Raw genomic sequence first — 12,911 nt, 5'->3', positions numbered from 1 at the left:
CTGCGGGGCGGCGCCGAGGGCCACCTGCCGCGCATCGACATGAGACGGGCGCGGTGGGACGGCGGTGGTCGCGCGGAGGGTCACACCTGACAGCTTCCGCCATCGGACGGCCTCCTGTGTGACCCGTGATCCGTACGGGGGAATCGGGGCACCCGGGGAAGCTCGAACCCATGCACGACCGTCCGGTCGGGCACGGCCCGCAGCGGCAGCGGTTCGGGGCCCCTTCCGGCGCCGAGCCGGCTGATCGACATGAGCGGGCGTGGTGTCGGCGGGCAGCCGCGCCCCGATCCGGAGCTGCGGGCGCCCTCAGCCGCGTCGGCCCCGGCGTCCCTGCGCTACGGGGCCACCCGTGCCGTCGTGCGTGTGCCGCTCGCCGTCAGCCGATCAGTTCCTTGATCGTGGCGCCGGGATCCACGGCCCGCATGAGCAGTTCTCCGACCAGGACCGCGTCCACTCCCGCCCGTTCCAGCTCGCGTGCGTCCTGCGCGCCGCGGACACCGCTCTCGCCGACCATGACCCGCCGGCTGCCCACCCGATCGCGCAGCCGGGCGGAGAGAGTCCGGTCGATCGAGAAGTCCCGCAGGTCCCGGTGGTTGACGCCGATGACAACGGCACCCGCCGCCAGAGCGGTGTCCACCTCGCCCTCGTCGTGCACCTCGACCAGCGCCTCCATGCCGTACTCGCGCGTGTACGAGAGGAGTTCGGCCAGCCGCTCGGGGGTCAGTGCGGCGACGATGAGCAACAGGGCGTCCGCACCCAGCGCCCTGGCCTCCACGATCTGGTACTCGTCGACGATGAAGTCCTTGCGCAGGACGGGGACATCGGACGCGTCCCGGGCGACCACGAGGTGGTCGGGGCTGCCCGCGAAGCCGTCCTCGTGGGTGAGGACCGACAGGGCGCAGGCACCGCCGCCCTGATAGGCGCGGGCCAGCTCGGCGGGGCGGTAGTCGTCGGTGAGCGGCCCCTTGGAGGGACTGCGGGGCTTCATCTCGGCGATGACGCCGAGGCCCCGCTGCCGCAGGGCGGCGGCGAAGTCCCGCGGCGGGGGCGCGGCCGCGGCGCGCATGACCAGTTCCGTCTCGGGGTGGACGGCGCGCCGCCGTTCCGTCTGCCGTTCGGCGTCTGCGACGAGGGTCGCCAGAATGTCGCTCACGCGGGAACCTCCAGTTCCATCCGCTACCGGGAGGCGCGGTCGCCGCTGGTCAGGTCGCCGGGGCAGGACCGCGGCAGCCCCTGGCCGGCGGGCGAGTGGCGCGCTTCGACGGGATCGGTGGCCATATCGCCTTCCCCGTCCCGGATCATTCCCCGGCGCCGAGCGGCAGAGAAATCACACGCGGCCGTGAATCCACCGTTCCGCACTTTATGGCTCGACCTTATGACTTCGCTATTGCTGGCATATTCATTGCGCGGCCTCGGAATGCCTTGACGCTACGTCACGCGCGCTGTTACTTTCCGGTGGATCCATCGCATGTGCTCGTCCAGAGTTGCGGCCCGTGTCTCCACCATCTGCCACGCATCAGCAACCGAGGGGACACGGTGGACATGGCGCACGCCCAGCACTCGCCCGAGACCGTCCGGACCTGGCTCATCACCTGTTTCGCCGGTCATGTCGGGCTCCCGGCACAGGAAATCGACCCCGGGCGGCCGTTCTCGGACTACGGCCTGAACTCCGTCGGTTCCGTGGGTCTGGCCGCCGATATCGAGGACCACTGGGGCGTCGTCGTCACAGCCGAGGAAATGTGGGAACACCCGAGCATCGACGCACTCGGCCTCCTCATCGCACGGAAACCGGCGGACAGACCGGCCGACGCCCTGGGCAGCGCGAACTGAGAAGGCGGGCAATCGGCCATGGATTTCAGCCTGTTGTACTTTGCGAACAGGACAGCGGACGACGCTCCGGCAGAGTACGACCTGCTCTTCGACAGCGCGCGCTTCGCCGATCGGAACGGTTTCACCGCGGTGTGGCTGCCCGAGCGGCACTTCCACCCGTTCGGGGGCGCCTACCCCAATCCGGCGCTGGCCGCGGCCGCCCTCGCGGCACAGACCGAACGGGTCCGGCTGCGGGCGGGCAGTGTCGTCGCCCCGCTCCACGACCCGCTGACCGTGGTGGAGGACTGGGCGTTCGTCGACAACCTCTCCCGCGGACGTGTCGACCTGGCCCTGGCCACCGGCTGGAACGCGCACGACTTCGTGCTGGCCCCGGAGCGCTACGCGGCCCGCCGCGCCCACACGCTGGACAGCCTGGCCGAGGTGCGGGACCTGTGGGCGGGCAGGACCGTCGAGCGCACCGACGGCAAGGGACGGCAGGCGCGGGTCACGACCTATCCGCGTCCCGTTCAGCCGGACCTGGACCTGTGGTTGACCTGCTCGTCGCACCCCGCGGGATTCGAGCAGGCCGGCACGCTCGGACTCAATGTGCTGACCGCTCTGCTCTTCCAGCGCGTGGAGGACCTGGTGCCGCGGATCCGCGCCTACCGTGCCGCGCGCGAGCGGGCCGGCCACGACCCGGCCACCGGCCGTGTGACGCTGATGGTGCACACCTTCGTCGGTGAGTCCGACGACGCGGTACGTGAGGTGGTGCGCGCCCCGTTCCTGGAGTACCTGGCGTCGTCCGTGGATCTGTGGCGGGACCGCTGGCCTGAGCTGGCTGCCCACAGCGGCCCTCAGCTCCTCGATCACGCCTTCGAGCGCTACTTCCGTACCTCGGCACTGCTCGGCTCGGTCGAGAAGTGCGTCCGCTTCGTCGAACGGCTGCGGGAGGCCGGTATCCACGAGGTGGCCTCGCTCATCGACTTCGGCGCGCCGGCCCCGGCCACCCTGGAGGCCCTGCACCGACTGGGCCAGGTGCGGCACGCCTTCGTCAACTGATCGGGTGCTGACGGGCCGTTGACCGGCCGGTGTGCGGTGTCGGCGAGACCGAGGAGCTTCCGTTCCCGCGCTGCCGACGGCCGGGGCGCCCCCGTCGAAAGTAAGGGCGAAGAGACACCTTTCGTGCCTGGTGACGACGGGAAGCGGGCTCCTACTGTCAGTGGGCGGAGAGAGATCCGACCGAAGTGCAGCGCGCGGAGCCGAGTCCGGAGGACGTCAGGGATGAAGAAGCAGTTGGACGAGTCCGGCGGCTCCGCCGCCGTGGCCCGGGGCACCGGCGGCACCCCGCCGTCCGGGACGCTCGTCGACGGGCCCGCCGGGCTGACGTCGGCCCAGGTCGCCGAGCGCGTCGCCGCCCGCCGCGTCAATGACGTGCCGACCCGGTCGAGCCGCAGCATCGGCGAGATCGTCCGGAGCAACCTGTTCACTCGCATCAACGCCATCATCGGCGTGCTGTTCGTCATCATCATGATCGTCGGCCCGGTGCAGGACGGCCTGTTCGGCGGCGTCATCCTCGCCAACACACTGATCGGCATCATCCAGGAGGTGCGCGCGAAGCGAACCCTCGACCAGCTCGCGATCGTCGGCGAGAGCCGTCCGCGCGTCTGGCGCGACGGGCGGCGGGTCACGCTCAGGGCCTCCGAGATCGTCATGGACGACGTCATCGAGCTGGGCCAGGGCGACAAGATCGTGGTGGACGGCACGGTCACCACAGCCGAGAACCTGGAAGTCGACGAATCGCTGCTCACGGGCGAGGCGGATCCGGTCGTCAAGCGTCCCGGCGACGCGGTGATGTCCGGCAGCTTCGTGGTGGCCGGGTCCGGTGCCTTCACCGCCACCCGGGTGGGACGGGAGGCGTACGCGTCCCAGCTCGCCGAGGAGGCCCGGCGCTTCAGCCTCGTCAACTCCGAGCTGCGCAACGGCATCGACCGGATCCTGAAGTTCGTCACCTACGCGATCATCCCGGCGGGCATCTCGCTGATCATCACCCAGTTCATGGTGAACGACGACGATCTGCCCGAGGCGATCCGCCGCATGGTGGGCGGCCTCGTACCCATGGTCCCCGAGGGGCTCGTCCTGCTGACCTCGCTCGCCTTCGCAGTCGGCGTGGTCCGGCTCGGCAAGAAGCAGTGCCTGGTCCAGGAGCTTCCCGCCATCGAGGGCCTGGCCCGGGTGGACACCGTGTGCCTGGACAAGACGGGAACCCTCACCGAGGCGTCCATGGACATCGACGAAATCCTTCCGCTGCTGCCGACCGTGCCCGCGGCGGAGGTACTCGGTGCTCTCGGCGCGGCCGACGAACGCCCCAACTCCAGCCTGCAGGCGATCATCGAGGCCTACCCCGCCCCCGAGGGCTGGCAGCGAACCGCGACCGCACCGTTCTCCTCGGCCCGGCGATGGAGCGGCGCCGCGTTCACAGAGCCCTCCGGTGCGGAATCGACCTGGCTGCTCGGCGCGCCCGACACCATGCTGCCGGCCGGGCACTCCGTGCTCACCGCCGCGGACTCGTACGGCGCGCGGGGCCTGCGCGTCCTGCTCTTGGCGCGCAGCTCACGGCCGCTGGAGGAGCTCCTGGACGACCCGGTGACCGTGCCCGACGCGGTCACGCCCGCCGCGCTCGTCGTCATCAAGCAGCGCATCCGGCAGGAGGCGCCCGCCACCCTGCGGTACTTCGCCGACCAGGGCGTCTCGGCCAAGGTGATCTCGGGCGACAACGCGGTGTCCGTCGGAGCCGTCGCCTCGAGCCTGTCCCTGCCCGGCGCGGACAGCCCGGTGGACGCCCGGTTCCTCCCGGAGCACCCGGAGGAACTGGCCGACGCCGTCGAGCAGAACGCCATCTTCGGGCGGGTCGGGCCCCAGCAGAAGCGGGACATGGTGGGCGCCCTGCAGTCCCGGGGCCACACCGTGGCGATGACCGGCGACGGCGTCAACGACGTTCTCGCGCTCAAGGACGCCGACATCGGCGTGGGGATGGGCTCGGGCAGCCCGGCCACCCGGGCCGTGGCGCAGATCGTGCTGCTCAACAACAACTTCGCCGCGCTGCCTTCGGTGGTCGCGGAGGGCCGCAGGGTCATCGGCAACATCGAGCGCGTGGCCAACCTGTTCCTCACCAAGACGGTGTACTCGGTGCTGATGGCCATCGTCATCGTGATCGCCCAGGTGCCGTACCCCTTCCTGCCGCGCCACATCACCCTGGTCGGCTCCCTCACCATCGGTGTCCCCGCGTTCTTCCTGGCGCTGGCCCCCAACTCGGAGCGCGCCAGGTCGAACTTCGTGGGGCGCGTCCTGCGGTTCGCCATTCCCGCCGGCGCCCTCGCGGCGACGGCCACCTCGGTCGCCTATCTGTTCGCCCGGTCCGTGTACGACGACAACCTGGACGCCGAGACCTCGGCGGCGACCCTTGCGCTGTTCCTCACGGCCCTGTGGGCGCTGGCCATCATCGCCCGTCCTTACACCTGGTGGCGGATCCTGCTGGTGCTGACGATGGCGGTGTCGTTCGCCGTCGTGCTGGTGGTGCCGTATCTCCAGGAGTTCTTCCAGCTGAAGCTGGTCGGTGTCGCGGCGCCGTGGACGGCGGTCGCCTGTGCCGCGGTCGCCGGGCTGGTGCTGGAGTTCGTGTGGGCCCGTATGCGTCGGCGGTCGGCCGACGACTGAACCAGCGGAGGCGGTGACATCCCCCGGACCGCCCTCGCGACAGGAAGGGACGCCCGGCCCCGTGCCGGGCGTCCCTTTCGTCTGTGCGCTTCCCGGATGCACATTGCGATTCAGCCAATCCACCGACGTGTCCGATCCGCCCCCGTCGTCCCCTGACCGCCGCGGTTTGAGCGCCCCGCCGGCCCTCGGTCAGGGGGGAGGCCTCCGCCGCCACCAGGGAGGATCATGCTTCGACGGCCGATGAGACGGCACCGCACCGCAGAGCGAGACGGGTCCCCGGCCGGGCGTTCCGGGAATAGAAAGCGGCGAACTATCGAAAGTGGGGGGCGATGCCTGCCGAAAGTTGAGTGTTGCGCTCAACGAAGATCCGTATCATTTAATAGAGACAGGGAGGAGTCAGCCACGATCGCTAAATCTCATGCATCAAACAGCCCGCACTCGCCACGCCCGCTCCCGCACACAGGTGCGGAGCCGAGTATTCCATTTTTCTCAGGAGGCTCACAGGCGAGAGGGATCATGAGGACCGGGAACTGCTGACTCCCACCGCGCCCTCCGTGCACAGCACAGCTGCGGTGCAGGCCTGACCCGCACATCGGGTCGGCACGCTCAGCACATTCCAAGATCCTCATCACAGGGACATCACTGAAACTTGACGGGGGTTCAAGAAATCATGAGTGTTCACCCAATATTTCCCATAATTCAAGGAGCCGGCAAGCCGAAGAAGAAAGAAGACATCGAATCCGGCCTCGAATTTCGAATACTCGGGCCGCTCGAAGTTCAGATGAATGGCCAAGGGCTCACGGTCGGCGGACCTCGACAGCGGGCGGTCCTCTCCGCATTACTGCTCTCCGTGAATCAGGTCGTGTCCTGCGATTCACTGATAGAAAAGGTCTGGAACGGCCGCCCGCCGAGAACGGCCCGCACTCAGGTGGCGATCTGCATCGCCACCCTGCGCAAGGTCTTCCGCAGCGCGGGCTGGGGCGAGGAAACGATCACCACGGCCACCCCCGGCTACATGCTCAACCTCGCCGGGCACTCGCTCGACTCCCTGCGCTTCGAGCAAATGGTCGCCAGGGCGACGGAGTGGACGGCGGAGGATCGTCCGGCGGAGGCGGCGGCAGCCCTGCGGGAGGCGCTGGCACTGTGGCGCGGTCCGGCTCTCGGCGGCGTGTACGCACCCTTCGCCGAGACCGAGGCGGCCCGCCTCGACGAACAGCGGATGCTGGCCGTGGAGCAGCAGATGGCGCTGCGCCTCCAACTCGGCGAGCACCAGGCCCTGCTCGGCGAGCTCCAGGCGCTGGTCGGCGCCTGCCCGCTGCGCGAACGGCTGCGCTACTACCTGATGCTCGCCCAGTACCGTTCGGGCCGGCGCGCGGAGGCTCTCACGACATTCCGCGACGGAATGCGGCACTCCATTGAGGAGATCGGCCTCGAACTGGGCGCCGAACTGCAGTCGCTCCACGACTCGATCCTGCGGGACGAATTCCCTCAGCCCGCGGTCCCCGGCATCGCCGCGCCACTAAGGGACAGGCCTCAGCCGGTACCGTGTCAACTCCCGGAAAACGACGCGTACTTCATCGGTCGTAGTCGCGAGCAGTGGCTTATGGATGACGCGTTGCTCAGCGATTCTCCGCAGCTTCCCTCCCCCATCGCCTACATCACGGGAAGCCCGGGAATCGGAAAGACAAGCCTCGCTGTCAACTGGGCGCACCGGTCGGCCCACAGATTTCCGGATGGACAGCTGTTCGCGGACCTCCGGCAGGACCGGACCTTGGACGTGCTCCATCAGTTCCTTCGCTGGCTGGGCGCCGAGGGGCCGCTGCCCACGGACGTCCCGGAGGCCGCCGAGCGCTATCGAGCGATGTTGAAGGGCAAGCGCGTCCTGCTGGTCCTCGACCACGCGTCGTCGTATGCCGGGCTGCGTCATCTCCTGCCCGGGAGGGGCGAGTGCCGCGTCATCATCACCGGACAGGCCGACCTTGATGAACTCCTGCAGAAGTACAGCGCCCTTCGGCTGCGCATCGGCCCGCTGTCCGACGAGGAGTCGCGGGAGGTGCTGACCAGCGTGCTGCGGGACTCCAGGGCCGAGGAGTCCCCCCGGGCCACCCGACGGCTCGCCGCGCTGTGCGGCCACACGCCGCCGGCGCTGCGCGCCGCGGCGACCAAGTTGCTCACCAAGCAGCACTGGCGGGTGTCCGACCTGGTACGCCGCCTGGAACGCTCTGCCGACCGGCTGGCGGAACTCAGCATCGGTGAGGACTCGCTGCGCGCCCGACTCGACCGCAGCGTCAGGGAGTTGGATCCACTGTCGGCGGCCGCCTACCGGGAGTTGAGCCGTCTCGACGGCGCCGACTTCGAGGCGGCGGAGGCGGCGAAGGTGCTCGGCACGGATCTGCTGGATGCCGAAGACCTCATCGAGACCCTGGTGGACGCGCAGCTCCTGGAAGTGGTGAGCCGCGGCCTCTCCGGCGAGATGCGCTACCGATGGCAGGAGTTGGTGCGACTGCACGCGTTCCACTCCCTGTGCGCCGCCCCCGGCTTGGCCAACTGCGTCGGCTGAGCCGAACGACCCGGTACCGCGCCCTGTCCCGGACCGCGCGCTCGACGACAGCCCGTACGACCCAGAGTGGTCGTACCGGCCGTCGCGTTCCGTGATCGCGCTTCAGGCGTACGCCGCGGGGTCGGCATCGAACCCGCACCGAGGGTCACACACCGCGGACCCGCGCCTGGCCCTTGATGAAGCGGGCCAGCCGTGCCGCCCCTTCGGTGGCCTGGTCGGTGGTGAGGCAGCTGCGCGAGAGCCGGATCTGCCGGTCCCCCGCGTCGTCCGGGTGGAAGTGACGCATCAGCCTCCAGATGACACCGTATTTCCTTGCCGAGATGTCCAGCGCGGCCCCGTCCGCGGCGAACGGGACGTCGAGCGTCAGGAAGAACCCGCCGTCCGGGTCGTTCCATCACACCCCCGCCGACTCCGGTGTCCCCGGGGGAAGTTCGGCGGCGAGCGACTCCCGCAGACACCTTATGGTGGACTGGTAGTGACGTGCCGCGGCCTCGTTCGCCGCCCGCAGCCCGCCGCCGTTCTGCAGAAGCAGCCCGGCGACCGCTGCCTGGCTCAGGCTGGAGGTGTTGACGGTGACCATGCTCTTGACCTTGGCCAGCTCATCGGCGAGCAGCCCCGGTGTCCGGCCGTCGGCGCCCGCCACCAGTTGGTCGGCGACCACGAACCCGACGCGCGCGCCCGGGAAGGCGGTCTTCGCGAAGGAACCGAGGTAGATGACGCGCCGGTGGGTGTCGAGGGACTTGAGTGTCGGCCGCCGCACCGTGCTGAACACACCGTAGGGGTTGTCCTCCAGGAGCAGCAGTCCGAGTCGGCCCGCGGCGTCCAGCAGGGCCGTACGAGCCTGACGGCTCATGCTGACACCCGCGGGGTTGGAGCAGTCGGGCACCACGTACAGGCACCTGGCGCGCCGGCCGCTCGCCTCGATCTCCCGTACGGCGCGTTCGATTCCCTCCGGACTCGGCCCGTGCGGGGTACCGGGCACCGCGACGACGGGGATCCCGAGCAGACTGGCCCGCCGGTGACGCCGACGTAGCTGTGCGCTCCGGGGGTCGTGCTCCCCGCGGCGGCCCCGGCCAGGTTGGCCGGGGTCACGTGGGCGGGGACCGCGAAGCCGTTGCGCAGGTCGCGCAGACGACGGCCGGTGAAGGGGGTGTCGACGGTGAGCACCAGGGCCTGGTAGCCGCTGTCGCGTGCACGGAGGGCGAGACGGAGCGTGGTTTCGGCGTAGCGGAAGCAGTACAGCTGGAGCCACAGGGGGGCGTCCGCCGCGCCGGCCACGTCCTCGAGGGTCCGCCCCGCGAAGGTGCTGACGACGAGCGGGAGCCCGAGCCGGCCCGCGACGGCGGCCGTTCCCGTCTCGCCGTCCGGATGAGGGAGTGAATGGTAGGCCACGGGTGCGATCCCGACCGGCGCCGCCCAAGAGGAGCCGAAGACCTCGACGGAGGTGTCCGGCTCCTCGATGCCGGGCAGTGCCCTGGGGCGCAGCCGCACGGTGCCGAAGGCGGCCTCGTTGGCGGCCAGCGTCCGCTCCCGGCCCGCGCCGCCCGCGATGAAATCCCATACGTCGGGCGGTAGTGCGCGCCGTGCGTGCTCGGCGAAGTCGTCGAGCGTGAGCGGCTCCCCGGCCCTTGGGGCGGCGGACGTCATCGACCGGCCACTTCCCGCTCCCTCTCGACGGCCTCGTAAAGCGCCTTGATGTTGGAACTGCCGAAACCTCGTGCGCCGTTGCGCTGGATGTACTCGTAGAAGAGGGTGTCGCGCGGGTGGGGCGAGCGGGTGAAGATCTGCAGCAGATAGCCCCACTCGTCGCGGTCCGCCAGGACGTTGGTCTCGCGCAGGTCGGCGATGGCGTCGGCCATGCCGACGACGCGCTCGGCGAGAAGGTCGTAGTAGGCGCCGGGGGTGCGCAGAAAGGTCACACCGCGGTCGCCGAGCGCGCGGACCGAGCCGACGATGTCGTCCACGAGGAAGGCCAGGTGCTGGACTCCCGGACCGTTGTGCACGTTCAGGAACCGGTTGATCTTGCCCGGCACCCGCGTGTCGTCGGGTTCGATGAGGGTGAGGGTGATGCCGCCCCCGGCATCGCGCACCACGATGGAGTCCATCGCCTTGTCGCCCACCTCTATGTACTCGGAGGAGTAGAAGGGCAGGTCGAAGGCGGCCTCGTAGAACTCGGCGGTGCGGCGCAGGGTGCCGGCTTCGAGACAGACCGCCACGTGGTCGAGGACCGGCCGGGGTGCCGCGGGGCCCGTGGCGGCCGGCAGAAGTGCCCAGTCCCGGTCGGACGGCAGCTGCCCCGCCCGGTCGGCGGTCGCGGCGATCAGGGTGTGCCGGACGTCCCCGAACCCGGAGACCGCCGCGAACCAGGTGTCCTGGCCGCCCCGGAGCGAAGGGACCGGCCGCTGCAGTGCCGTGGCGCCGGCGAGGATGGCCCGGTCGAAGCAGGACTGGACGTCGTCACAGCTGAACGCGAGGTCGGCGATGGAGTCGCCGTGCTCCTCGACGTGCCGGGCGACGGCGGTTCCCGGCCGCAGCGCCCGGGTGACCACGAGGGTGACCTCTCCGCTGCGCAGCACGGTCGACCTGTGGTCGTGGTCACCGGTGGCGGGGCCCGCCACGGCCAGGGGCACGAAGCCGAGACTGTCGATGAGGAAGCCGGAGGCCTCCCGGTCGTCCGTGACGTACAGCTCGGCGTACGCGATGGCACTTGGCGGCATGGCGGCTCTCCAATGAAGAGAAAGGGAGAAACGCGGGAGAACCCTCCAGCAATGGCGGTCCCCGAATCCTCGATCAGGAAAGGGAAGTGCGCGTGCCCGCACTCTACGGATCGCCCGTATGCCCTCGCTATCGACTGGACATCGGGCTCTCCGCCTGCCGTGTGAACGGAAGCGGGCCCGCCGGCGCCCGTCAGGTCACGTTAGGCCGGCGTCCCGCACGAGCAGCGCCACCTGCACCCGGTTGGACAGCCCGAGCTTGGCGAGGGCACGGCTGACGTGCGCTTTCACCGTGCCCTCGCTCATGGCGAGTTCGCGGCCGATCTCGGCGTTCGACAGACCGCGGGCGACAGCTCGTACCACGTCGTCCTCCCGGTCCGTCAGCACCGACAGGCGTTCCCTGGCGAGGGCCACGTCGGCCGACTCCAGCCCGGCGAAGGTGTCGATGAGTCGCTTGGTGATGCGCGGCGTCAGCATCGCGCTGCCCTCGGCGACCGTACGGACCGCGGCGGCCAGGTCGCGCGGGGAGGTGTCCTTCAGGAGGAAGCCGGCGGCGCCGCTGCGCAGCGCCGTGTGCACGTAGTCGTCGAGGTCGAAGGTGGTCAGCATGATGACGCGCGGCGGGTTCGGCGCGCGGCGCAGCTCCTTCAGCGCGGTGAGGCCGTCCATGCCGGGCATGCGCACGTCCATGAGGACGACGTCCGGGCGGTGCCGGGCGACGGCGGTCACGGCCTCGCTGCCGTCACTGGCCTCGGCCACCACCTCGATGTCGTCGGCCGGTTCGAGGATCATGCGCAGCCCCGCCCGTACCAGTGCTTCGTCGTCGACGACCAGGACCCGGATCACTCGTCTTCCTCCGTGGCTTGCGTGGAAAGGGGCAGGCGGGCGCGGACGGAGAACCCGCCGCCGGCGCGGGGGCCCGTGGTGAACTCGCCGTCGAGCAGCTCGACCCGCTCCCGCAGACCGACCAGGCCCATGCCGCTGCCGGGCAGCGCCTCGACGGGACGGCTGGGGGCGTCGTTGTGGACGGCGATCACCAGACCGCCGTCGTCGTAGCGGACCAGGACCTCCGTGCGGGCGGCCCCGGCGTGCTTGTGCACATTGGTCAGGGCCTCCTGCACGACCCGGTAGGCGGCGTGTTCCAGCAGCGTGGGCAGCCGCTGCGGGGTGCCCTCGTCGCGGCGGCTGACGGTCATGCCCGCGGCACGCGACTGGTTGAGGAGCCGCTCCAGGTCGACGAGCGTCGGCTGGGGGCCCAGTGCCACGCCCTCCCCGTCGGCCTTGAGGACGCCGATGACGTCCCTCAGCTGGCCCAGTGCCTCGCGTCCGATGGTGCGGATCAGCTCCGCGGCGACGGCCGTCGACTCGTCCTTGGCGTTGATCTCCAGGGCGCCGGCGTGCAGCACCATCAGGGACACCCGGTGGGCGACCACGTCGTGCATGTCCCGGGCGATGCGGGCCCGTTCCTGCGAACGGGCCTGCTCGGCGCGGGCCGTCTGCTCGCGTTCCAGCTGCTCGGCCCGCTCGTGCAGGCCCTCGACGACGTCCCGGCGGGCCTTGTTCCACAGGCCGAGGGCGAACGGCAGCCACACGAAGAGGGCGACGCCGCCGAGCGACGACAGCATGTCCTGCCACACGACCCCGGCCGCCCCGATAGCCAGTCCCGTGGTCGTCGGCAGCACCGTCAGCGCGCTCGCCGCCGCCACATAGGTGAGCTGCCGCAGCGGGCGGCGCACGGAGAACGCCACGACGTAGGAGGCCACGCACAGCGCGGCCCAGGTCGAGGTGAAGACCCACGCCGCGCAGCCGGTCACCGCCATGGGCCAGCGCAGCCGGGGCAGGACCAGCGCCGAGGCGGCTGACGCGACGGCCACGACGACGGCCAGCGCGAGGGCGAGGCCGTCCATGGAGGTCAGTCCGAGCTCCGTCTGCATACGGGACACGAAGGTGCCGTCGATCGGGACGAACGCGCCGGCGGCGAGGAGGACGGCCAGGAGCCACGGTCCCCTGCGGCCGAGCCATCGCCGCAGGCGCGCCACCCGCCCCGCTCCGGTGGTCGTATGGGTACGTCGGGTCACACACCGAGCGTAGTTGCTCGTCGAGGGCTGTTTCGT

At 70.4% G+C, this 12,911-nt stretch carries 11 protein-coding genes and 1 pseudogene; 5 read left to right on the top strand and 7 right to left on the bottom strand.

What is annotated here, in order from left to right:
* Window positions 1-9: 9 nt before the first annotated feature.
* A pseudogene (locus tag A4E84_RS45855) lies at window positions 10-90 on the top strand (MGMT family protein); the annotation flags it as partial.
* 286 nt (window positions 91-376) lie between these two features.
* Here A4E84_RS45855 and trpC read toward each other — a convergent pair.
* Window positions 377-1,153: an indole-3-glycerol phosphate synthase TrpC gene (gene trpC, locus A4E84_RS32850; RefSeq protein ID WP_079129208.1), complete on the bottom strand. Its 777-nt coding sequence runs from the start codon at window positions 1,151-1,153 to the stop codon at window positions 377-379.
* A 389-nt stretch (window positions 1,154-1,542) separates the two neighbouring features.
* On the opposite strand from trpC, the gene A4E84_RS43095 reads away from it, so the two are divergent.
* The 4 genes from A4E84_RS43095 to A4E84_RS32830 all read left to right on the top strand — a co-directional run bounded on the left by A4E84_RS43095 (window position 1,543) and on the right by A4E84_RS32830 (window position 8,083).
* Window positions 1,543-1,830: an acyl carrier protein gene (locus tag A4E84_RS43095; RefSeq protein WP_063827588.1), complete on the top strand. Its 288-nt coding sequence runs from the start codon at window positions 1,543-1,545 to the stop codon at window positions 1,828-1,830.
* A gap of 18 nt (window positions 1,831-1,848) precedes the next feature.
* A complete protein-coding gene (locus A4E84_RS32840; protein WP_062930023.1) occupies window positions 1,849-2,868 on the top strand; it encodes a MupA/Atu3671 family FMN-dependent luciferase-like monooxygenase in 1,020 nt (339 codons plus the stop codon).
* 222 nt (window positions 2,869-3,090) lie between these two features.
* Window positions 3,091-5,523 (top strand): HAD-IC family P-type ATPase, encoded by a 2,433-nt coding sequence (locus tag A4E84_RS32835; RefSeq protein WP_062930022.1) that lies wholly within the window; start codon window positions 3,091-3,093, stop codon window positions 5,521-5,523.
* Window positions 5,524-6,193: 670 nt separating this feature from the next.
* The gene (locus tag A4E84_RS32830; RefSeq protein ID WP_062930021.1) at window positions 6,194-8,083 is read left to right on the top strand and encodes an AfsR/SARP family transcriptional regulator; all 1,890 of its coding nucleotides are present in this window, start codon (window positions 6,194-6,196) and stop codon (window positions 8,081-8,083) included.
* A 145-nt stretch (window positions 8,084-8,228) separates the two neighbouring features.
* Here A4E84_RS32830 and A4E84_RS44845 read toward each other — a convergent pair whose 3' ends face one another.
* The 6 genes from A4E84_RS44845 to A4E84_RS32810 all read right to left on the bottom strand — a co-directional run bounded on the left by A4E84_RS44845 (window position 8,229) and on the right by A4E84_RS32810 (window position 12,875).
* Complete coding sequence (locus A4E84_RS44845; RefSeq protein ID WP_237305029.1) at window positions 8,229-8,369, bottom strand: hypothetical protein; 141 nt, start codon at window positions 8,367-8,369, stop codon at window positions 8,229-8,231.
* Window positions 8,370-8,477: 108 nt separating this feature from the next.
* On the bottom strand, window positions 8,478-8,978 hold the full coding sequence (locus A4E84_RS44840) for an aminotransferase class I/II-fold pyridoxal phosphate-dependent enzyme (RefSeq protein WP_237305157.1): 501 nt from the start codon (window positions 8,976-8,978) through the stop codon (window positions 8,478-8,480).
* Window positions 8,933-9,730 carry an alpha-hydroxy acid oxidase gene (locus A4E84_RS44835; RefSeq protein ID WP_237305028.1) on the bottom strand — a complete coding sequence of 266 codons (798 nt, stop codon included), beginning with the start codon at window positions 9,728-9,730 and terminating at the stop codon, window positions 8,933-8,935. The genes A4E84_RS44840 and A4E84_RS44835 overlap by 46 nt, the downstream gene beginning before the upstream one ends.
* Window positions 9,727-10,800, bottom strand: coding sequence for a 4-hydroxyphenylpyruvate dioxygenase (gene hppD / locus A4E84_RS32820; protein ID WP_062930020.1), 1,074 nt, complete (start codon window positions 10,798-10,800; stop codon window positions 9,727-9,729). The genes A4E84_RS44835 and hppD overlap by 4 nt, the downstream gene beginning before the upstream one ends.
* A gap of 195 nt (window positions 10,801-10,995) precedes the next feature.
* A complete protein-coding gene (locus tag A4E84_RS32815; RefSeq protein ID WP_062930019.1) occupies window positions 10,996-11,643 on the bottom strand; it encodes a response regulator in 648 nt (215 codons plus the stop codon).
* Window positions 11,640-12,875, bottom strand: a complete 1,236-nt coding sequence (locus A4E84_RS32810; RefSeq protein ID WP_213084215.1) for a sensor histidine kinase — start codon at window positions 12,873-12,875, stop codon at window positions 11,640-11,642. The genes A4E84_RS32815 and A4E84_RS32810 overlap by 4 nt, the downstream gene beginning before the upstream one ends.
* Window positions 12,876-12,911: the final 36 nt, after the last annotated feature.

The sequence above is a fragment of the Streptomyces qaidamensis genome (assembly GCF_001611795.1).
Classification (GTDB): domain Bacteria; phylum Actinomycetota; class Actinomycetes; order Streptomycetales; family Streptomycetaceae; genus Streptomyces; species Streptomyces qaidamensis.
The sequence above is the reverse complement of the archived record's forward strand: the minus strand, read 5'-3'. Positions and strand labels throughout refer to the sequence as shown.